This is a genomic window from Marivita sp., assembly GCF_020055635.1.
Lineage (GTDB): Bacteria > Pseudomonadota > Alphaproteobacteria > Rhodobacterales > Rhodobacteraceae > Marivita.
Map to the genome: position 1 here is coordinate 15311 of NZ_JAIPUT010000023.1, position 20726 is coordinate 36036.

A 20726-nucleotide genomic window follows, 5' to 3' on the forward strand; every position below is an offset into this window, starting at 1 on the left:
TACAAGCTTCCGAAGGGCGACTACCCAGACGGAAAAGAGGCGAAAAATGGCGAAATCCCCACGCGCATGGCAGCGGATGCTGTCGGGACGCAGACTTGACCTGCTCGATCCCACGCCGGTCGATATCGAGATCGAGGATATTGCGCATGGCCTGGCCTTTGTCGCGCGGTGGAACGGGCAGACATTCGGCGATTATCCCTATTCCGTGGCCGAGCATTCCCTGCTGGTCGAGACCCTGTTCATGCGGCTCTGCCCCAAGGCCCCGGCAGCAGAGCGGCTCACGGCGCTCCTGCATGATGCGCCGGAATACGTGATCGGCGACATGATATCTCCGGTGAAAGCGGCGGTCGGACCCGGCTACGAGGCCTTGGACGATCGGCTGACGGCGGCGATCCACATTCGCTTCGGCTTGCCCGCGGTCACACCCGCACGGCTCAAGAAGCAGATCAAGAAGGCGGATCGCATCAGCGCCTGGATGGAAGCGACCCAGATCGCCGGGTTCACACGCGGCGAGGCCGACAGGTTTTTCGGCGCCCCCGACCTCGACATGATCGCCGATCTGGACATCGTGTTACGGCCGCCTGTCGAGGTGCGCACCGAATTCACGGCCCGACACGCCAAGCTGTTGCAGGACATGTCGTGATCACCGTGCGGCGCGCTGGCGATCTGGACGCTCGCGAGATGGCCGAGCTTTTGGCGGCAATTGTCAAGAGGGGAGGCACCACGGCGCATACCGGTGACGTGACGCGGCCCACCATCCTCGAATGGATGCGGCGCGATCCCGACCGGTCTGCATGGCATGTCGCCGAGGATGACAACGGTCGGATCCTGGGGTTCCAGTTTCTCGAACCCCACCCGGACCTTCCGCCCGAGGCCTGCGATATCGCTACCTTCGTCCGCATTGGCCAGACCGGGCTGGGTGTCGGGTCAAGGCTGTTCGAGGTGTCGCGTCAAGCGGCGACCGAACTGGGATACGCCTGGATCAACGCCACGATCCGCGCCGATAACCAAGGCGGTCTGACCTATTACCAAAGCCGCGGATTCGAGACCTACGCGCGCCACCCCGACCAACGACTGGCCGATGGCTCGGTTGTCGACCGGGTCAGCAAACGGTACGATCTGGAACAGTGAGCGAAAGCGGACCGCGCACTACAGATGTGTGTCGTAATCCGACACCAGAAGATGCAATGGTGCCTCGTCCTCCTCGATCTTCGAGAACCGACCTATCGGCTTCTCGAAAATGTTGTCGGTCAGGTCATCGTTGACCGTCGACACCTCACCGATCAGCACATCCCCACCCTCGCCCCAGAAGGCGTGCCAGTTGTTCGGGAACAGCGTCACGGATTCGCCCGGAGCCAGCTTGAGATGCCCCCCAGCCGACACGGTCCGGATCATGCCGTCAACCATGACCGACACCTCTGCGCTGCGATCAATCCCGCCCGCCGCATCGGCCATGAACAGTTCGATGACAAGCGTGCCGCCCCCACGGTTGATGATGTCCTCGACCTTGAGATCGTGCCGGTGCATCGGGCTCAGCTGCCGGTCCCGCGAGATCATGATCTTTTCGGCATAGAGCATGGCACTCTTCCTGCCCAGATCGGCATTCAGCCCATTGCGGGTGGTGAACAGGAACAGCCCCATCTCGTCAAAGGTTTCGGCACCGTAATCGGTGATGTCCCATCCCATGCGCCGGGTCTTTATCTCGGAATGATCGGCGGCCTTCAACGCCTCCGGGGACAGGTACGCAAAGGGCGGGAGCGTATGGCCCAAAGACCGGATGAACGCGTCACCCTCGCGCAGGATGTCGTTGACACGGGACCGTTTCATATGCGCCTCGAAGGTTTGGTGGCGCTAACATACCCAATCCGTCGTCCTCGCGAAAGCTTTGCTTGTCGTCCCGGCGATACGTGATGGTCAAAGCACGTATCGGCTCAGGTCGGTCGACCGGGTCAGTTCGCCCAGATGTGTCTCGACGAAATCGGCGTCCACCGTCACCTGCTCGCCGGACTTGTCCGGGGCGTCGAAGCTGAGATCCTCGAAGACCCGCTCCATCACCGTGTAAAGCCGACGCGCGCCGATGTTCTCGATCGACTGGTTCACATCCGCCGCGATCTTGGCCAGGGCCGCGATCCCGTCCTCGGTAAAGCTCACGGTGACATGTTCCGTCGCCATGAGGGCGGTGTATTGCAATGTCAGGGCATTGTCGGTCTCGGTCAGGATGCGCACGAAATCCTCTTCGGTCAGCGCCCGCAGGTTGACCCGGATGGGCAGACGGCCCTGAAGCTCGGGCAACAGGTCCGACGGTTTCGCGATATGGAACGCGCCCGACGCGATGAACAGGATATGATCGGTCTTTACCGGACCGTGTTTGGTGCTGACCGTTGTGCCTTCGATCAGCGGCAACAGATCGCGCTGCACGCCTTCGCGGCTGACATCGCCACCACGGGTTTCCTGCCGCGCGGCAACCTTGTCGATCTCGTCAAGGAAGACGATGCCGTTCTGTTCAACGGCTTCAAGAGCCAGCGCCTTGACCTGTTCGTCATCCAGAAGCTTGTCCGCCTCTTCGGCGATCAGCGTCTCGTAGCTTTCAGCGACAGTCATGCGCTTGCGCGTCGTGCGTCCGGCAAATGCCTTGCCGAAGAGATCGCCCAGGTTCATCATCCCTGCGCCACCACCGCCCATGCCGGGTTGACCGGGAATGTCCATCATCGGAAACGGGCTGGACGTGTCCTGAAGCTCCAGTTCGATGATCGTATCGTCCAGAAGCCCGTCCTTGAGCTTCTTGCGGAACATTTCGCGGGTTCCCTCGCGCGCGCCCTCTCCGGCGATCGCCTCGACCACCCGTTCCTCGGCGGCTTCGTGGGCCTTCGACTTCACGTCCTCGCGCATGTGGTCGCGGGTCATGGCGATGGCGGAATCCACGAGATCCCGAATGATCTGCTCGACGTCGCGCCCGACATAGCCCACCTCGGTGAACTTGGTCGCCTCGACCTTGATGAAGGGCGCGCGCGCCAGCTTGGCCAGACGGCGGCTGATCTCGGTCTTGCCGACACCGGTCGGCCCGATCATCAGGATGTTCTTGGGATACACCTCTTCGCGCAGATCATCGCTCAGCTGCTTGCGCCGCCAACGGTTGCGCAGCGCCACGGCCACGGCGCGCTTTGCATCCTTCTGTCCGATGATGAACCGGTCCAGTTCGGACACGATTTCGCGGGGGGTGAGATCGGTCATGGTGATTTCCTTTTCGGCGGCGGGATTTGATCAGCGGGTCACGCGCTGATCGTCTCGACCGTCAGGTTGCCGTTGGTATAGACGCAGATGTCTGCCGCAATCGCCATCGCTTCGCGGGCGATCTGTTCCGCATCCTTGTCGGTGTCCATCAGGGCGCGGCCGGCGGCCAGGGCGTAGTTTCCGCCCGAACCGATGGCGGTCACGTCATGCTCGGGCTCGAGCACGTCACCCGCCCCGGTGATGACGTAAAGGTCCTTGCCGTCCGACACGATCAGCATCGCTTCCAGCTTTTGCAGATACTTGTCGGTCCGCCAGTCCTTCGCCAGTTCGACGCTTGCGCGCTGAAGCTGTCCCGGCGTCGCCTCGAGCTTGGTTTCAAGACGTTCGAGCAAGGTGAACGCGTCGGCGGTCGACCCGGCGAACCCGGCAACGATGTCATAGCCTCCGGGTGAGATCCGTCGCACCTTGCGCGCCGTGCCCTTGATCACGGTCTGTCCAAGACTGACCTGGCCATCGCCTGCAATCACCACCTTGCCGCCTTTGCGGACGCCGATGATCGTGGTGCCGTGCCAGCCGGGAAAGTCGTTGTCAGCCATGATGGGTCCTCTTCGCGTTTGTCCCGATATGGGCCGAACGGTCCTGCCGCACAAGCCCCGCAACGCAAAACGCCCGGCGCTCAAGGCCGGGCGTTCGCGATAAAATGTCGGAAAATCAGATGCTTTCGTCGATCCAGCCCTTCAGAGCCGCCTTGGGTGCGGCCCCGGTCTTGTTCGACACGACCTGACCGTCCTTGAAGATGAAAAGCGACGGGATGCCACGAACACCCATGGCGGCAGCCGTGTTGGGGTTGGTGTCCACATCGACCTTGGCGATCTTGATGGAGTCGCCATATTCGGCGGCCAGCTCTTCAAGTGCGGGGCCGATCTGTTTGCAGGGGCCGCACCATTCGGCCCAGAAGTCGACGACTACGGGCACGCTGGAATTCTTGACTTCGGCATCGAAGGTATCATCGGTCACGGCGACGGTGGACATCTGGGTTCTCCTTGCGGCTGGGCGCATGTTTGGGTCGGACCGAGAGACTAGGTACCCTCTGCCGGGGCGTCAAGGTGGTGCGCCCTCACGAGAGCTTGTGTCACGCGCTTTTCCGACAACGGCATGTAGGTCGACGTGCGGGTCCAGAGGATACCGGTCTCGATCTCTCGATCCGGATATATTCGAGCCAGCATCGCATGATAGGCTCCCATCTGCCGCAGCAGGCCCTCGGGCACATTGTCTTCGGTGTCGGGCACGGTGCGGTTGGTCTTGAAATCGACCGCGATGATCTTTGTGTCGGTCATGATCAAACGGTCGATGATTCCGTATAATGGCGTGTCGGGAATGGCATCGACAGTCGCCGTGATCGGCACCTCGGCAAAGGTGGTCTTGGCGAAAAACCGGCGCAGGTCCGGCGCCTCGAGGACGGCCAGCGCTTCGGCAATCATCTCTTCGGCAAGCGGATGGTCGCCGATCAGTGTTCGTGCCGCCGTTTCGCGATCCGGCGCCGCCAGCACGGGAAGCGTCTCGAGCAGCAGATGAATCAGCGTGCCGCGGGCTTTTGCAACTTCGGTCAGGTCTCCGTCCGCGCCGGGCAGTGCCTTGGCGCCACCAAGGTCGGACGGGCTGCGGGAGGCCGGCTTGGCTTCCGGGACAGGTGCCGCGAGGTCAAAAAGCGCGGGCAGACGCGGCCCGTCGACAGTGGCGGTCCTTGTCACCGACGGCATAGCATCAGGCCATGCCATGTGATCGAGGCGTAACCCCTTCTGAGGACCGTCGTCGGAAAATCCGAACTCGTGCTCCGTCGCGCCAACAGTCTCCAACGTGGCCGAAACGCGGTCATGCCAACATTCGGCCGAGCTGTCCGCCGTCCCCGCTGCGGCGACGACCAACCAGCGTTCCGCACGGGTCAGGGCGACATACAGCAATCGGTCCCGCTCTTCCTCTTCGGCCTGTTTGGCAACATCAAGCGCGGCGCGCTGATACGCAGCGCGCGTCTTGTCAGACCCACGCCAATGCGCAGACCCATCGGCCAGAACAAAGGTTTCCTTGCTGGATTGCGATGTCTTCTTGTGCGTGTCGGGCAGGATCACGATCGGGGCCTCAAGGCCCTTCGCTCCGTGGATCGTCATCACGCGAATCCGCGCGCCCGCGCTGTCGACGGTACGCTTGATCTCGATATCATCGGTTTCCATCCAGTGCAGAAACCCGGTCAGGCTCGGGATGTCGGTCTGCTCATAGGCCAGCGCCTGGTTGAGCAGCGCATCGATGCCGTCTTCGGCCTCTTCCCCAAGCCGACCGATAAGCCTCTGTCGGCCCTTGTGGCGGATCAGGATGCGTTCAAGCAGATCATAGGGCCGTAGGAAATCGAGCTGCCCACGCACGTCGTCAAGAACCTTGAGAACCGCCGGAAAATCGTCTCTTCGCCTGCGCAGTTCTTCCCAAAGATGCGGAGAGGTCCGACGATGCGCAAGATCGAAGATCGCCTGCTCGTCCAACCCGAAAAGCGGTGACCGCAGGGCCGATGCAAGCGAAAGACTGTCCTCGGGTGTCGCCAGAAAGGACAGGAGCGCGCGCAGATCCTTGACCGCGAGTTCCGCCATCACCTTGAGCTTGTCCGCCCCCGCGATGGGAAGGCCCAATGCCTTGCAGGACTTCAGAATCTCGTGAAACAGCGCCCCGCGACTGCGCACAAGGATCAGAAAATCCCCGGCGTGAATCCGGCGCGATTGGATCACGCCGTCCTTTGCGCCAATAGGGATCGCGGTGCCATCCTTCAGGGAATGATCGATGAACCGCGCAACACGCTGGGCGAGGATCACGTTGTGATGCGTCGGGCTGACGCGGTCGACGGGCGTATCCCAAGGCAGGTCCTCGTCGTCTTCCTTTGCCGGTTCGATCAAGGGCCACAGATCAACCCGGCCGGGCAGGTGTTCATGAAACGATATGTGAGACTGATCCGGCAGAAACCCGGCCTTTTCGCGCCCTTTGAAGATCTCGTCCACCAGCCGCAGGATCGGGACCGAGGATCGGAACGAGTAGCTGAGCTGACCATCCCGAAGCGGCGCGCCCGTCGGTTGCATCTGCTCGCGGAAGGCCGCGCGCATGTGGTCGAATTCACGCGGATCGGCACCTTGGAAGGAATAGATCGACTGTTTCTTGTCCCCGACAACGAAGATCGTTCGCGAAACATCACTGCGCGCACCTTCGCCCGAGGTGAATTCCTGCGCCAGCTTGTTGATCACGTCCCATTGCGCCGGGCTGGTGTCCTGGGCCTCGTCCACGAGGATGTGGTCAATCCCGCCATCCAGACGGTAAAGCACCCACGCAGCCTGTTGCCGGTCGGTCAGCAAACTGCGCGTGCGGGTGATCAGATCGTCGAAATCGAGCCAGCCGCGCGCCTGTTTTGTCTCTTCGTAGCGGCGCAGGAAGGTGTCGGCAAAGCGATGCAGCCTGTGATCGCGGTCGACCGCTTCCAGCGCCAGCCGCGTTTCCCGCGCCGCCTCGACCCGTTGGTAGAGATCTTCCAGCCGATTGACGCATGCGGCCATCGCACCCTTGCGCAGCTTGGCAGATGGCGGCAGCGACTTGCGCCGTTCGCATTTCTGCGTGAACACGACGGATTCCAGCGCCAGGAGCGCCTCGATGCCTCCGCCCTGAACGGTTCCAATGGCGTCGGCCAGCGTGTTGTCCATGACGACGCCTGCCCGCAGATCAGGCACCAATCCAGCCAAAAACGTGGTTTCATCACCCGGAAACACAGTGGCGAGGATCATCGGCAGGGTGTCGTGCGGTGCCAGACCGTAACATCGCATCAGGTCCGCCCGATCCAGCGGCGGCACAAAGCCATCCCGATGACCGACGATGCGATCGGCAAGTTCCTGAAGCGGATCGTTCGACGCGATCCGCGCGATCTCCGCAATCAGATCAGCCTCCGGACCGCTCGCCATGTCGTCGAGGATCTGTTCGCGCAGCAGCTGCGCCGCGCGGTCGTCGATTTCTTGGAATTGCGGGCTGACCCCGGCTTCGAGGGGAAACCGCCGCAGAATCGACGCGCAGAAGGCGTGGATCGTCTGAATCCGCAACCCGCCCGGCGTTTCGATGGCGCGGGCAAACAAGGTCCGGGCACGGGCCAGAAACCCGGGTGTGAGGCTGTCTGCGTCCTCGCCCAGTTCGATCAGTTGCGCGCCAAGCCGGGCATCATCCAGCATCGCCCATTCACCAAGGCGCTTGAACAACCGATTCTGCATCTCGCTGGCGGCGGCGTTGGTGAAGGTCAGGCAAAGAATGTGTTCCGGCCGCGCGTCCCCCAGCAAGAGGCGCGCAACCCGGTCGGTCAGGACACGCGTCTTGCCGGACCCGGCATTGGCCCCCAGCCAGGTCGACGCGGTTGGATCGGCCGCACGGACCTGTGCTTCGCTCGCCTCGTCTCGGATCATGACAGGGTCACCTTTCTTGCGGCATGCGACGCGTCCCATTCTCCAAAACGCGAAAGCTGGTCATAATCCGACCCGAAGACGTCCTTGTGCATCCTGTTGCGCGCCGTATAGCCGGTGTTGGGGTCGCGATAGGCCTCGATCAACGTGGCCAGCATCGCGAGTATCCGCTCTGGCGGGCAGTCCTCCAAAGGCGCAGGCACTTCGGCGCCCTCCCCCGAGAACGAGATATAGCGCGCTTCGGCGACGCTGCGCGGGCTGAAATCCGGAAAGCCGCCCTCGCAGACAAGAGCGGCCGTCACCAGCAATTGGACATCGAACTGCATCTGCCGTTTCGGCGACGGCGCGGTGCCGGTCTTGTAATCATAGACAAACGCCTCGCTCCGGTCGTTGAGGTCGATCCGGTCCGTCTTGGCGGTGATACGGAAGGGCGGATCGGCAATCTCCATCCCGCCTTTCTGCTCGAAAAGAACCGGATGAGCCATCGCCTGCCGTGCTTGCTCGTTCTCGACAAACCAGCGCGCCACTTTCTCGATCCGGATACGCCATTGAATGCGGTCCGTGGGCCAGGGCACCTCGTCATCCAGGATGCGTCGGGCGACCGAAAGCAAATGCTCCACGGTCAGCGGAGCACCGTTTCGGGCCGTATCAGAGACGAATTCCTCGAACACCTTGTGAAGGATTGTGCCTCGGTGCATCGGGTTCGGTGCGTGCTGAATCGGATGCAATTGCCGCAGCCGCAAAATCTTGGACCCGTAGATCGCGTAAGGATCGCGGATCAGCCTTTCGATATTCGTCACCGACAGCTCGTTGGGCCGCGCGGTCACGGGCGGCGCGGGTGACGGCCTTTCTGCGGGGGGCGCATGGATCGGCTGTTCCAGGGCGCGGCCCAGGGCCAACCAGTGACTGCCCCGGTCCCGCATCGCCGCGAGGGCCTCGGGCCCTCCGGTCTGCGGCAGCCCGAGCATCAGGTTCGTCAAGCGGTTGAGCCACCGCGACGGCACGGTTTCCGCATCCTCGGACCGTTCAGCGCGGGTCAACCAGACTTCTTTTGCGCCGATGGCCTGCTGGAAATCATGCGCCGACAGGCCGATCCGCCGTTCCGGCAGCAGCAACCCGACCTGCTGCCGCATCCGCCGGTTAAGCCACGGGTCCGCAGGCGGCGCATCAGGCCAGGAATGCTCGTTCAACCCGCCCAGGATCACCAGATCAGCACCCATGACGCGCGCTTCGATCGTGCCCCAGATCAGGATATGCGGGTGCGGCGCATCGCGGTCGCGGACCTCGGCCGCGCGCAAGACACCGTCCACCAGATCGGCATAGTCACGCGCCGACAGGCTGCCGCCGAAGCTGGCATTGTCGATCAGGTCGTCGAAAACGGCGCGGGTGGTCTTGCCCGCCTCCTTGGCCCACAACTCGGACGCATCCCCGCCGGTCGCGCCCGCGCAGATCGCCTCGACCTGCGCCAAGTGCTGATCGATATGCTCGGCAAGATCCTGTTTGCCGTGCCGGGCCGGTTGCAGCAGGCACCTGTCGATCCAGGCCAGCCAATCCTGCGCCGCGTCGGCACCCTTCCAGGCCATCAGTTGGGGAAGGTCGGGATAAGGCACGCCGGTCTTGCGGATGAACAGCTCAAGCTCGGATGTCCAAAGGCGGTGTTGCCCCCGATCGGCGCCGATATGGCAAAGCGGGTGCTTGAGGATCGTCAGAAGCGCGTCTGCCGTCGGCCCGTTGACCCTAAGCTGCGCGATATGGCGCAAGAGCCGACCCGGCGCCGTCAACTGCGCAGGAGTTCCCGCGCTATCATCCGGCAGGATGCCCCATCGGTCCAGCAGAGCGGTCACCCGGCGGGTCAGCATCCTGTCCGGCGAGATCAGCGCTGAAGTGGTCCCGTCTTCCGCCGCCTGCCTCAGGCGCATCGCAATGGCGCGCGCCTCGTCGCGCGGCGACGGCGCTTCGAGCAGCGTCAGGGACCGTGTCGCATCCTCCAGCGCCGGCAGACGCGGCCCGTCCGACAGCCATTGATCGGTGACAGGTGCCGGGCGCATGGCCAGCGACACCAGCGCGTTGCGCGCGGGGCTGGGGGCGGGCGTGTCCGACCATGTCCCCACGTCGCGATGATCCATGTCCAACCGGTCGAGCAAACGCGCAAAGCGAAACTGCGGATGGTCTTCGCCCTGCATCGCTTCGGTGTTGCGCACGTTGCTGCGCAGGACATCCCAGACGCCTTCCGGCATGTCCCAGTCAAAGCCGGGCAGGACAACCGCACCCAGCGGCAGATGTGCGGCGGCCATCATCAGCTGGAACGCGGTCCCGCGCGACCCGGTAGAGCCTGCCACGATGACCGGATGGGTCGGAGGCGTCTCGCGCCACCGGTTCAGACGGTTGGCCAGCACCATTCGGTTGACCGTCGCTGCGTCCGGTTCCTCGATATCGGGGTCGAAATAGCCCGTGACGATCTGCAGAAACTTTTGCGCACGGTCCCAATGGCCGGATTGGTCGCTCACGTCCAGGGCTGCAATGTCGTCAGGCGTCACGCCTTCGGCCTGCATCTCGTCCAGCAATGCACCAAGGCTTTGCGCAAGATCGTAGACCGCGGACCGCGGGGCAAGGGTCGGATCGGCGTCGATCAGCCGCCCGACCAGTTCCGCCAGTTCAAGCTGCCGCCGCAAAGCGGGCACCGGTCGGGGCAGGATCGCGCGATCAATGGGATCGGCAAGATCGGTAATCAGGCGAATACGCGGCAGAAACCCGGCGCCCAGCCCCTGGAACACCGCTTCGACCCGCCGCTGCATGCGCCGCGTGTTCAGGATCAGTTCCACCCGCGCCATCGCCTCGGGCGGCTGTCCATCGAGCCGTGATTTCAGCCCCAGCACCAGTTCCCGCGCGAAATCCGCACCGGGGGGCAGCGCGAACAGGCGCGGCGTGTCGGATTGGTCAAACATTCCCGTAATCCAGCATCTTTTCGGCCAAAACGATCCCCTCGGGGTGGCCGACATCGCACCACTCGCCCGGATAGGTTACCGCGCGAAGCTGCCCCTGCGCTTCGAGACGCTCCCACACGGTTTTGAGGGAAAAGACATCCTCGGCCGTATCAGAGACTGTATCCAACCGGATGATCTGCACCCCCGTATAGATCGCGCCGTCCCCCCAGGTTGCTGTTCCGTCGTCCGAGATGTCGAAATCCCCCTCCCCGGCATGCCCGGTGGCCCGACGCTTGGGGACACACAAAAGCAGCGCCTGCATGTCGTCTTGCCAGGCATCCCGAAGAATGCGCAACGGATTCGGACCCTTCCAGACGGCATCCGTGTTCATGGTGAAAACCACGTCAGACTCGAGCAATGGCATCGCCGCCTTGAGCCCGCCCCCGGTGTCGAGAATGTCAGGCGTTTCGACTGCAACCCTGACACCGGTTCCCGCGACATGATCGACGATCTGCTGCGCATTGTAATGCGCGTTCAGGACGATCCGCGACGGGGCCAGATCCCGGACAAGGCCCAGCGCATGATCGATCAATGGCAGACCTGCGACTTTGATCAACGGTTTCGGTCGGTCACTGGTCAACGCGCCCATGCGCGTGCCGAACCCGGCCGCGAACAGCATGACGGCATCGGGCATCAGGTCGCTCCCATCTTCAGGCGGTCTGGCGTCGGTGCCGGGAAAACCGCGCGCACAAGCGGTTCGAGGTCCCGTGCGACGGGCGCGGCAAGGCTTGCCTCGACATGCCCCCAGACACGCGGGATCAGGGCAAGGTATCCGGGTTTCCCGCGCTCCTGTGCCAGACGCGCAAAAATCCCCAGAATGCGCAGGTTGCGCTGAAGTCCAAGGAGGTGAAACACCGGCAGGACATCCTCTTCCAATCGGCCCGTTGCGCCAAGATAGTGTCGCAATGTTGCCGCATGGCAGGCCTTCGACACGTCCCGGCGCGCGTCTTGAAGCATCGAGACCAGATCATAGATCGGCGGGCCTTCGAGGGCATCCTGAAAATCCAGCAATCCGACGCGAAGCACACCCTGTCGGTCCGGCAGCCAGATCATGTTCTCGGCGTGGAAATCGCGCAGAACCAGCAGGGTCTGGTCCGGCAGGTGCCGGGCAATCAGGTCGGTCAGGCAGGTGATGATCGCGTCGCACTTTCCACCCGGCGCAATCCCCATCAGCGGAAGGTAATGCGTGAAGGCAGGCTCGATCATCTGGCCCAGAACCTCTGGCGTTGCCGTGTTCAAACCGTCCGGCGGGGAACGACGTTCAAGGCGGCACAGGACATCCGTCGCGGCCTGATAAAGCGAAATTTCCATCGCCGGGTCCTGCGCAATCACCCTTGCGAATTGTGCATTCCCGAAATCTTCGAGAAGCATCAACCCTTCGGACCGAGCTAATACCTTGGGCGCCGACAGCCCTATCAATTCCAGATGTGCCGCGATCCGGGCGAATCTAGCCGTGTCATCCTGCGGATCAATCATGAGAACCGCGCGTTTTGGGCCGGAACAGAGCCTGATATACCGCCTCACTGACGCATCGCCTGCAAGCGGGTGCTGCGTGGCCCCGGCCCAGCCACTTCGCTTGAGGAATGCCTCGTGGTTCATGCCAAGGCCTCTTGCACGCGCGGCGTCCACGCGGGATCGGTCCAGGAAAGCGTCATCTCGCGGGTGTCGGTCTTGTGCGGGTCATCCAAGCGGATCGTCAGGGCACCCGCAGGACGCAGATCACCCATGCGGTCCGGCCATTCGATCAGGCAGATGTCGGTTTCGATGGCATCAAGCAGCCCCAGTTCGATGATCTGGTCCGGGTCACCAAGCCGGTACAGATCGGCATGCCACAACGCGCCGTCCGGCAGGTCGTAGGTCTGGACAAGGGTGAAGGTGGGGGACGGGACGTCTTCGGGTTCGCGCAGCCGGGACAGGATCAGCGCACGGGCGAAATGGCTCTTGCCGGCGCCGATGCCACCTTCCAGCAACAGGCAATCCCCCGCAGCCAGAGATGCGCCCAGACGCCTGGCGAACTGCGCGGTCTCATCAGGGGAAGTCGAAGTGAAAGCCGCGCGCATCTTGGTCATGCGGGCATGTTTACCTGCCCTGTGCCCGGTCGCAAGATTGGAAAGCCGCGCTCAGGCGGAAACGATCTGAAGCCCGTCCTTTTCCGAGGATGCCCCGCTTTGGCCCGTCGCCCGACAGAACCGGATCAACGTCGCACCATAGCAGATGGGATCAATCCGGCAGATCACCTCGCGTCCGTCTTTCGACCGCAATTCGCTGTCCCAACTGGCACGCTCGGTGTTTGTCGTCACGAAATCACGCAACTCCGGCCAGACCGGAGAGGGGTGGAAGGCCGATTTCCACTCCTGGGTCGCGTCGAGAATGGTAGATTCTGTCAGGCACGTGTCCGGGTCCACCTGCCACATCGCCTTGTAGGCCGCGTTGCACACGGTCAGGATGCCCTGCTGGTTGAAGACCGCAACGGCGTCCTCCATCACGTCGAGCATGGACTGCATCGTCTCCAGTTCGGTGCGAAACCCCCTTGTCAGAGACACTTCGGCCGTGATGTCATTGAACAGGAAGGCGATGGCCCCGTCCGGATAGGGTCGGCCGGTCACGTCGAATGTCTGTCCTCCGGCAAGGTTCCAGGTTTCGCGGAACCGATCATCGCTGGCCGCTGCCACCAGCTTGGCCATCCGTTCGCGCCAATCATCGTAATTCTTGGGCTCCGGCATGATCTGCTGTTCACGCAGCTTGTCGAAGAACTCGAACAGCGCGGGGCGACCACTCAGGAATTCGACGGAAACGCCGCTTAGGTCGATCAGGGCCGGGTTGAACAGCACAAGGCGCCGGTCACGATCAAAGATCGCCAACCCGGTTGTCAGGTTGGCGAATGTTTTCGACAGCGTTTGCACAAAATTGCGCTGCGCCTCTTCGGCCCGCACCACGGCGTCGATGCTGGCCGCAAAAAAGAGCATGCCGGCGTCGGTTTCCTTCGTCGTGACCTCGAGCCACCTGCTGCGTCCGATACCCGGCGTGTCCAGCTTGAGCCGCTTCGACCTGAGCACCTCTGGCTGCGACAGCAAATCGGACACGTGGCAGGCGAATGCGTCCGCCCCGCCCTGCGACACGGCATAGGCCATGAAGGCATCATTGCCCCAGAGGAACGTGCCCTCATGCGACAGGCTCCAGATCGGGTCAGGCGCATAGATCAGCGCCGGCCGCAGACGTGTCACATCGACGTCGTTCTGGCGCGCCGTGAACCAGTCCCTCTGGTGTGTCGGACAGGGTGAAAGAATGAGGCGGTGACCGTGCTCGGTGGTGCGCACCGTGACCCGGACATCCGCGTCAGAGTCGCCCCGGCCCTGTTCCTCAAGGGTTTCCGGCAGGTTCGGAACGACAGGAAGAAGCGCCGTGCGGACCTCCTCCCATTCCGGCCTGTCTGTCGCCCCGTCGAGAAGAGGCCAGATCGCGTTGTCGGCATCGATCAACTGTCCATCCTCGAAGAGCAGCGTCAGGCTGGCGGACCCCGTTTCGGTCGATCCGGACGCGCTACGCCGCGCCGCCAAAGCCAATGCGGCGACGGTGACGCCCGCGCCGCCGAGGCCGATCAGTATCGATATCCAGAAAAGCGCATCCATCCTGCCACCCGTTCCGCAACTTTGCCCCATTGAACAACGCGAGGCTTAACGGATCGTTAAGGTTGACGCTGGAAAGTTCACAGATCGAAAGCCGGGTTCTCTCCGATGCCCTCGCCCTTGGCGCGTGTCGGCGACAGGATCGCGTCGCTGGGCCAGACAACTTCGACCACGGCGCCGCGCCGCTTGCTTGATCCGTTGACCCGCTCGCTGCCATTCGCGAAGCTGAGTTCGGCCCCGGAGCGTTCGAGCAGGGTCTTGGCGATGAACAGGCCAAGGCCCATGCCCTCGTATTCGGGCCGTGCCGTTCGGTCCCTCTCGGTTCGCCGGTTGCGCACGAAGGGATCGCCGATTCGACCCAGCATGTTCGTCGGATATCCGGGTCCGTCATCCATGATCCGGACGGAAATGGACTTGCCGGTCCACCGCGCCTCGACCCACACCGTCGAGCGGGCGAAATCCACCGCGTTCTGGATCAGGTTGCGCATCCCGTGTATCACTTCGGGTCGACGCATGACCGTCGGTGGATCAGAGGCCTCCTCCTCGTTTCCGAGAGCTTCGATCAGGACGTCTTTGCCACGATAAAGATGGGGTTCCGCCGCCTCGCGGATGACCTCGATCAGGGGGGCGGAGCGGATATGCAGGTCTTCCTTGCCCGCACGACCCATCGATCGCAGGATGTCGCGACAGCGATCCGCCTGCTCTCGGATCAGGCGTGCGTCCTCTTGTTGCTCGGGCCTGTCTTCCAGATCCTCGATCAGTTCGGCACTGGTCAGCTTGATGGTGGCCAGCGGAGTGCCCAACTCATGCGCCGCGGCCGCAACGACACCGCCAAGGTTGTTGAGCATCTGGGTCCGGCTGAGCGCCATCTGGGTCGCCACGACAGCATCCCCCATGGACGTCATTTCGTCGGTCACCTGCCGCGCATAGAGCGACAGGAACACAACGGCGATCGTGATCGCCACCCATTGCCCGAACACGAACACATCGGCAATGCGCAGGATGAATCCCTGCTCGGTGCGCAGGGGCAGGTGAAAGAACACCATGAGCGTGACCAGCATGAGCGCCGTGGCGCCGATGATGACGGTCGATCGAAGGGACATGATGGTCGCCGACACGATCACCGGTCCGAGGATCAGAATGCTGAAGGGGTTGTGCAGCCCGCCGGTCAGGTACAGCAGGAAACACAGTTGCAGCAGGTCGAACAGGACCATCAGGAAATTCTCGGCCTCGTTCAGACGCTTGTTTTCCGGAAAAACGAAGATCGCGATCAGGTTGCCCACCACCGACACGCCGATGGCAAGAAAGCACAGGCCCAGTTCGAGCTTCAGGTTGTAAAAGTACTGGGCGAGCATGATCGCGGCCAGTTGGCCGACAATGGCGAACCAGCGCAGCCAGATCATGGTGCGCAGCCGGATGAAGTTCCCACGCTGCCGCTCTTGGAACAGCCCGAATTCGGATTGCGTCATCTGCGCCCTTTCGCCACTTGCCCCGATTGTTTAAATCCTTACCTCGGCTGTAACGGAGCATAGGCAAGGCATTTCGGATGAGAAGGGCTTTGTTCACGTAGGAACAAGAGGGCAACATGGTACGTTTGGCAGCGGTTTCGGCAGGTGTGGCACTCCTCGCATTGGTTGGGGGGGTCTGGTACGCGACAGCACCCGGTGGCGGTGGCGGCGACAAATATGCGGCCTGCCGGACGACCAAGGTCGCAGGCGGGACCGACGCGATTGGCGGACCCTTCACCCTGGTCAACGCGGCGGGCGAGACCGTGACCAACGAAGATGTGATCACCGAACCGTCACTGATCTATTTCGGCTACACCTTCTGCCCGGATGTCTGCCCGCTGGACACGGTGCGCAACGCCGAAGCGGTCGATATTCTGCGCGAGCAGGGCCATGACATCACCCCTGTCTTCATCTCGGTCGATCCAGAGCGCGATACGCCGGAAGTGGTGGGGGAATTCGCCGCCAACCTGCATGAAGACATGATCGGTCTCACCGGCTCGGAAGAGCAGGTCAGGGCCGCCAGCCAGGCATACCGAACCTATTTCCAACGGCAGCCCGGCGACGACGAGTATTACCTCGTGGATCACTCCACCTTCAGCTATCTCGTCATGCCCGAGGACGGGTTCGTGGAATTCTTCCGGCGCGATCTCAGCCCCGAACAGACCGCCGAGCGCGCCGCCTGCTTTCTTGAAGTTGCAAACTAGCGCTCCATTTGCCCGTTGATGTTGAAAATTTCGCCGTTAATACTGGCGGATAACGCGAATGCGACGGAGGAACCCGCAGTGAATGATCGGAATGCCGACGATCTTGGCGATGACAGAAGCCTGCTACTCGTGGACGATGACGAGCCGTTCCTGCGGCGCCTCGCCAAGGCCATGGAAAAGCGGGGCTTCGAAGTCGAGACCGCGCAATCCGTCACTGCCGGGTCTGCCATAGCCACGGCGCGTCCCCCGGCCTATGCGGTGGTCGATCTGCGGCTCGAGGATGGCAACGGGCTTGATGTGGTCGAGGTGATCCGGGAAAAGCGTCCAGACAGCCGCGTCGTTGTCCTGACGGGCTATGGCGCGATTGCCACGGCCGTCGCAGCGGTCAAGATCGGCGCCACCGACTATCTGTCCAAGCCCGCCGACGCGACCGACATCACCAACGCCTTGCTGGCCAAGGGCGATGACCTTCCGCCGCCGCCGGAAAACCCGATGAGCGCGGATCGGGTCCGCTGGGAACATATCCAGCGCGTTTACGAACTCTGCGATCGCAATGTCTCGGAAACCGCGCGCCGCCTCAACATGCATCGACGCACCTTGCAGCGGATACTGGCGAAACGCTCGCCAAGATAGTCCCGCCACGATGGACATGGCCGGGATTCAGGCCACCCACCACCGTTCGATCATCCGCGCGCTGTCCATCTGAAAGGCGTTTCCGATGACGCCGGAATTGGCGATCCTGCTGGAATGCGCGCCCACGAAATTCGCATATGCCGGAATGACGGTCCCGCCTTCGCTTGAGACCAGCATCTGCATCTCGCGATACTGCGCGCGACGCTTGTCGCTGTCGAGCTCGGCGCGGGCGGACAACAGCAGTTCCTGGAAACGGGCGCTTGCCCAACCCGTGTCGTTCCATGGGGCACCCGCCTCATAGGCGGTCGAGAACATCCAGTCCTCGGTTGCCCGGCCGGACCAGTGGCAGGCGCACCACGACTTGTGCTTCCAGACACTGGACCAGTGCCCGTCATCGAATTCAGGCACGACGGTGATGTCAATCCCCGCCGTCCTTGCCGAGTCCCGGTAAAGCTGCGCCGCCTCGATCGCGCCGGGAAACGCCGCGTTTGCCGCCGAAAGGTCGAGCGTCAGACCGTCGAAGCCTGCCTGCTTGAGCAACCAAACCGCCTTGTCCGGGTCATAGTCGATCTTGTCCAGATCGTCGGCGAAGTACTGGTTCGCCGGCCCGATCGGGTTGTCATGCGCGACAGCGCCATGCCCGTTCAGAACCGTGTCCACCAAAGCCTGACGGTCGATCCCGTGCTTGAGCGCTTGGCGCACCTGAAGTTCGGTGAAAGGGGTCACGTTGGTCAACATCGGGAAAGCAAGATGCTGGTTCCCCGTCACTTCGAAGATGCTGACCATGGGGTTCGCACGAAGCAAAGGCTCGGCCTTGAAATCGACCCGGTTCACCGCATCGACCCGCCCGGCCGTCAGCGCAGTCATACGCTCGAAAGGATCGTTGAGGGCGATCAGTTCGACGCTGTCGAACCAGCCCGCCTTGCCGTCCCTGTAATGGCTGTCCACGCGGCTCAGCACGGTGCGCACACCCGGATCGAAGCTTTCGACCCGGTAAAGGCCGGTCCCGATGCCCTTGGTGATGGCCTCGTCGATCTGACCCGCCGGATAGATGCAGAGATGGTAATCCGACAGTAGGAATGGAAAATCGGCATTGCCGGCGTGCAACGTGAACGCAACCTCGTGGTTGGTGATCTTCTTCATCTCGGCAATGTTCGCAACGATCGGCCTGGCCGCGGAATGCGTCCCGTCCGCCATGTGCATGGCCAGCGACGCCAACACATCATCGGCCCCGAAGGATTTGCCGTTGTGGAAGGTCACACCCCGGCGCAGCTTGAACGTCCAGGTGACCGCGTCTGCCGACGCTTCCCAACTGTCGGCCAGTTCGCCGACCAATTCGCCACTTGCCGCCACTTCGGTCAGGCAGTCAAAGACCGCGCCGTGACCCGCGACGATCATGTAGCTGTCGACATGGGTGCGGCTGTCCCAGCTGTCGGATGTGTGCGCGCCGGCCAGACCAAGGCGCAACGTCCCGCCACGCTGTTGCGCGCGCAGGGGCAACCCACTGGCAGCAAGCACGCTGGCCGCGGCACCGGTCGTCAGCAGTCGACGTCTGGAAATATGGCTCATCGCCGTCTCCCTCTGAATTCGCATGGCGTCGCACCGCCTGCCAGCCCGAATCTGGCCGATTCTTCCGGCATCCTAGCAAGTGCGGCACCTTCGACGCCAACGCCACCTTCGGTCAGCAGTGTCGCATGTCGCGCAGGACCCCTGCCCGCGGCCGCACTAGGCGTTTGAAATACCGTCCATGATCCGGACCAGTTCGGCGCTGATGCCGGGTTCGGACAGGGCGTGCCCGGCATTGCGCACCATGCGCAGATCGCATTCAGGCCAGGCCCGCGCCAGTTCCCACGCGCGCAAGGGCGGGCAGATCATGTCATAGCGTCCCTGCACGATGGCACCGGGAACCCCCGAAAGCCGATCCATGTTCTTGAGGATCCAGCCGTCTTCCTCGAGAAACCCGTCATTGATGAAGTAGTGATTTTCAAGCCGCGCGAACGCCCGCGCATAATCGCCGGGAGATTCGCCGCCGGATCCGCTGGAATAGACCGACGCCAAGGCGTTCTCCCAGGCTGACCAGGCGCGGGCGAACCGGGTCTCGATGCGCAGGTCACCGGAAAACAGCCGTCGATGGTAAGCCCCGATCAGGTCGTCACGTTCGTCCTCGGGGATCATGTCGACAAACCGCGCCCAGGTTTCCGGCCAGAACTGCCCCGCCCCGCCGCCATAAAACCAGTCCAGCTCGGCCTTGGTCATGGTGAAGACACCGCGCAGCACCAGATGGCGCACCCTGTCGGGATGGCTGATGCCGTAGATCAGCGCCAGCGTGGCCCCCCAGCTGCCGCCGAAGACGATGAACCTGTCGATGCCCAGTGTTTCACGGATCAACTCGATATCCGCGACCAGGTCCCAGGTGGTGTTGTTGCTGACGCTGGCATGCGGACGCGACCGGCCACAGCCGCGCTGATCGAACAGAACGACGCGAAACACCTTGGGATCGAAATAGCGCCGCATCGACGGGCTGCATCCGCCGCCCGGACCGCCATGCAGCACGATCACCGGGATGCCGTTTTCCGCACCGCATTGTTCGACATAGATCGTGTGCCCGTCCCCGACCGGCAGCATGCGCTGATCGTAAGGGTCGAGGGGGGGATAAAGGTACTGCACTGCGCGCTTTTGGCTCGGGAATTTATCCATACCCAATCTATATTGGCACCGAATACCAAAAGACCATGGGGAAATGTTTCATGACCGCCACGACAACTGTCGATCCGTCGGAAATCGCCAAGTTCGAGGCAATGGCCGCCGAGTGGTGGGATCCGAACGGCAAGTTCAAGCCACTGCATATGCTCAACCCCTGCCGGCTGGATTACCTCACCTCGCAGATCGCGGAAGAATTCGACCGCGACCTTGGACAAAACAGACCTTTCGATGGCCTGCGACTCCTCGATATCGGCTGTGGTGGCGGGTTGCTTTGCGAACCGATGGCACGGCTGGGCGCGACCGTTGTCGGCGTCGATGCCGCGGGTGGCAACATTCCGGTGGCGCAGGCACACGCGCGCCAGTCCGGCCTGACTATAGATTACCGCCACACCACCGCCGAAGCGATGGCCGAGGCTGGCGAAGCCTTTGATGTGGTGCTGAACATGGAGGTCGTCGAACACGTGGCTGACCCGTTGGCCTATTTGGCAGCCTGTCAGCGTTTGCTGAACCCCGGCGGGCTGCACCTGTGTTCGACGATCAACCGCACCGCCAAAAGCTTTGCCGCGGCCATCGTGGGGGCGGAATACGTCATGCGCTGGCTGCCCAGGGGCACACATGACTGGGCCAGATTCATCACACCCGACGAATTGTATGACCTGCTGCGCAAGGCGGGGTTCGATCCGGTTGACCGCAAGGGGTTCCAGTTCAATCCGGTGTCGTGGAGATGGAGCCTGTCTGACCGCGATCTGAGCGTGAACTACGTCACCGCGTCCCTGAAACCGGCCTGAGCGGGAAGCCGCTTCGAAGCGGCTTGGACCAAGCGCGTTCGAACACGCTTGAAACGTGGTTTCGAAACCACGTGAGCAAG

The 20726-nt window shown here is 62.7% G+C and carries 18 protein-coding genes; 5 read left to right on the top strand and 13 right to left on the bottom strand.

Annotated elements, in window-relative coordinates; translation table 11 throughout:
• Positions 1-46 precede the first annotated feature (46 nt).
• Positions 47-643, top strand: coding sequence for an HD family hydrolase (locus LCF60_RS12305; RefSeq protein WP_292292111.1), 597 nt, complete (start codon positions 47-49; stop codon positions 641-643).
• Positions 640-1131 carry a GNAT family N-acetyltransferase gene (locus tag LCF60_RS12310; RefSeq protein WP_292292112.1) on the top strand — a complete coding sequence of 164 codons (492 nt, stop codon included), beginning with the start codon at positions 640-642 and terminating at the stop codon, positions 1129-1131. The genes LCF60_RS12305 and LCF60_RS12310 overlap by 4 nt, the downstream gene beginning before the upstream one ends.
• A gap of 18 nt (positions 1132-1149) precedes the next feature.
• On the opposite strand, the gene LCF60_RS12315 is transcribed toward LCF60_RS12310, so the two are convergent.
• From LCF60_RS12315 to regB, 11 genes are all read right to left on the bottom strand, one after another.
• Positions 1150-1827, bottom strand: coding sequence for a D-lyxose/D-mannose family sugar isomerase (locus LCF60_RS12315; protein WP_292292113.1), 678 nt, complete (start codon positions 1825-1827; stop codon positions 1150-1152).
• A gap of 87 nt (positions 1828-1914) precedes the next feature.
• Positions 1915-3231 (bottom strand): ATP-dependent protease ATPase subunit HslU, encoded by a 1317-nt coding sequence (gene hslU / locus LCF60_RS12320; RefSeq protein WP_292292114.1) that lies wholly within the window; start codon positions 3229-3231, stop codon positions 1915-1917.
• A 38-nt stretch (positions 3232-3269) separates the two neighbouring features.
• A complete protein-coding gene (hslV, locus tag LCF60_RS12325) occupies positions 3270-3827 on the bottom strand; it encodes an ATP-dependent protease subunit HslV (protein ID WP_292292115.1) in 558 nt (185 codons plus the stop codon).
• 115 nt (positions 3828-3942) lie between these two features.
• Positions 3943-4263 (bottom strand): thioredoxin, encoded by a 321-nt coding sequence (gene trxA, locus LCF60_RS12330; protein WP_292292116.1) that lies wholly within the window; start codon positions 4261-4263, stop codon positions 3943-3945.
• A 47-nt stretch (positions 4264-4310) separates the two neighbouring features.
• Complete coding sequence (gene addA / locus LCF60_RS12335; RefSeq protein ID WP_292292117.1) at positions 4311-7703, bottom strand: double-strand break repair helicase AddA; 3393 nt, start codon at positions 7701-7703, stop codon at positions 4311-4313.
• Complete coding sequence (gene addB, locus LCF60_RS12340) at positions 7700-10645, bottom strand: double-strand break repair protein AddB (RefSeq protein WP_292292119.1); 2946 nt, start codon at positions 10643-10645, stop codon at positions 7700-7702. The genes addA and addB overlap by 4 nt, the downstream gene beginning before the upstream one ends.
• Positions 10638-11318 carry a nucleotidyltransferase family protein gene (locus LCF60_RS12345; protein ID WP_292292120.1) on the bottom strand — a complete coding sequence of 227 codons (681 nt, stop codon included), beginning with the start codon at positions 11316-11318 and terminating at the stop codon, positions 10638-10640. The genes addB and LCF60_RS12345 overlap by 8 nt, the downstream gene beginning before the upstream one ends.
• Positions 11318-12283 carry a phosphotransferase gene (locus tag LCF60_RS12350; RefSeq protein ID WP_292292122.1) on the bottom strand — a complete coding sequence of 322 codons (966 nt, stop codon included), beginning with the start codon at positions 12281-12283 and terminating at the stop codon, positions 11318-11320. Before LCF60_RS12350 ends, LCF60_RS12345 begins: the two co-directional genes overlap by 1 nt.
• Positions 12280-12753, bottom strand: coding sequence for a tRNA (adenosine(37)-N6)-threonylcarbamoyltransferase complex ATPase subunit type 1 TsaE (gene tsaE, locus LCF60_RS12355; protein WP_292292123.1), 474 nt, complete (start codon positions 12751-12753; stop codon positions 12280-12282). The genes LCF60_RS12350 and tsaE overlap by 4 nt, the downstream gene beginning before the upstream one ends.
• A 51-nt stretch (positions 12754-12804) precedes the next feature.
• Entirely contained in the window at positions 12805-14313 is a 1509-nt protein-coding gene (locus LCF60_RS12360) for a PAS-domain containing protein (protein ID WP_292292125.1), read from the bottom strand.
• 77 nt (positions 14314-14390) lie between these two features.
• Positions 14391-15779 carry a sensor histidine kinase RegB gene (gene regB, locus LCF60_RS12365; protein ID WP_292292126.1) on the bottom strand — a complete coding sequence of 463 codons (1389 nt, stop codon included), beginning with the start codon at positions 15777-15779 and terminating at the stop codon, positions 14391-14393.
• 116 nt (positions 15780-15895) lie between these two features.
• Here regB and LCF60_RS12370 point away from each other — a divergent pair, with 116 nt between their 5' ends.
• Together LCF60_RS12370 and LCF60_RS12375 are read left to right on the top strand one after the other, a co-directional pair.
• Positions 15896-16522, top strand: coding sequence for an SCO family protein (locus LCF60_RS12370; protein ID WP_292292127.1), 627 nt, complete (start codon positions 15896-15898; stop codon positions 16520-16522).
• A gap of 78 nt (positions 16523-16600) precedes the next feature.
• On the top strand, positions 16601-17155 hold the full coding sequence (locus LCF60_RS12375; protein ID WP_292292128.1) for an ActR/PrrA/RegA family redox response regulator transcription factor: 555 nt from the start codon (positions 16601-16603) through the stop codon (positions 17153-17155).
• Between the two features lie 27 nt (positions 17156-17182).
• On the opposite strand, the gene LCF60_RS12380 is transcribed toward LCF60_RS12375, so the two are convergent.
• Together LCF60_RS12380 and pip are read right to left on the bottom strand one after the other, a co-directional pair.
• Entirely contained in the window at positions 17183-18724 is a 1542-nt protein-coding gene (locus tag LCF60_RS12380) for an ABC transporter substrate-binding protein (protein WP_292292129.1), read from the bottom strand.
• Positions 18725-18880: 156 nt separating this feature from the next.
• Complete coding sequence (gene pip / locus LCF60_RS12385) at positions 18881-19852, bottom strand: prolyl aminopeptidase (RefSeq protein ID WP_292292131.1); 972 nt, start codon at positions 19850-19852, stop codon at positions 18881-18883.
• Between the two features lie 50 nt (positions 19853-19902).
• On the opposite strand from pip, the gene ubiG reads away from it, so the two are divergent.
• Positions 19903-20646, top strand: coding sequence for a bifunctional 2-polyprenyl-6-hydroxyphenol methylase/3-demethylubiquinol 3-O-methyltransferase UbiG (ubiG, locus tag LCF60_RS12390; RefSeq protein ID WP_292292133.1), 744 nt, complete (start codon positions 19903-19905; stop codon positions 20644-20646).
• Positions 20647-20726 lie beyond the last annotated feature (80 nt).

Coding starts and splice junctions, on each gene's coding strand:
- LCF60_RS12305 (WP_292292111.1), top strand. CDS start 47: ATGGCGAAATCCCCACGCGCATGGCAGCGGATGCTGTCGGGACGCAGA.
- LCF60_RS12315 (WP_292292113.1), bottom strand. CDS start 1,827: ATGAAACGGTCCCGTGTCAACGACATCCTGCGCGAGGGTGACGCGTTC.
- hslU (WP_292292114.1), bottom strand. CDS start 3,231: ATGACCGATCTCACCCCCCGCGAAATCGTGTCCGAACTGGACCGGTTC.
- hslV (WP_292292115.1), bottom strand. CDS start 3,827: ATGGCTGACAACGACTTTCCCGGCTGGCACGGCACCACGATCATCGGC.
- trxA (WP_292292116.1), bottom strand. CDS start 4,263: ATGTCCACCGTCGCCGTGACCGATGATACCTTCGATGCCGAAGTCAAG.
- addA (WP_292292117.1), bottom strand. CDS start 7,703: ATGATCCGAGACGAGGCGAGCGAAGCACAGGTCCGTGCGGCCGATCCA.
- addB (WP_292292119.1), bottom strand. CDS start 10,645: ATGTTTGACCAATCCGACACGCCGCGCCTGTTCGCGCTGCCCCCCGGT.
- LCF60_RS12345 (WP_292292120.1), bottom strand. CDS start 11,318: ATGCCCGATGCCGTCATGCTGTTCGCGGCCGGGTTCGGCACGCGCATG.
- LCF60_RS12350 (WP_292292122.1), bottom strand. CDS start 12,283: ATGAACCACGAGGCATTCCTCAAGCGAAGTGGCTGGGCCGGGGCCACG.
- tsaE (WP_292292123.1), bottom strand. CDS start 12,753: ATGACCAAGATGCGCGCGGCTTTCACTTCGACTTCCCCTGATGAGACC.
- LCF60_RS12360 (WP_292292125.1), bottom strand. CDS start 14,313: ATGGATGCGCTTTTCTGGATATCGATACTGATCGGCCTCGGCGGCGCG.
- regB (WP_292292126.1), bottom strand. CDS start 15,779: ATGACGCAATCCGAATTCGGGCTGTTCCAAGAGCGGCAGCGTGGGAAC.
- LCF60_RS12370 (WP_292292127.1), top strand. CDS start 15,896: ATGGTACGTTTGGCAGCGGTTTCGGCAGGTGTGGCACTCCTCGCATTG.
- LCF60_RS12380 (WP_292292129.1), bottom strand. CDS start 18,724: ATGAGCCATATTTCCAGACGTCGACTGCTGACGACCGGTGCCGCGGCC.
- pip (WP_292292131.1), bottom strand. CDS start 19,852: ATGGATAAATTCCCGAGCCAAAAGCGCGCAGTGCAGTACCTTTATCCC.
- ubiG (WP_292292133.1), top strand. CDS start 19,903: ATGACCGCCACGACAACTGTCGATCCGTCGGAAATCGCCAAGTTCGAG.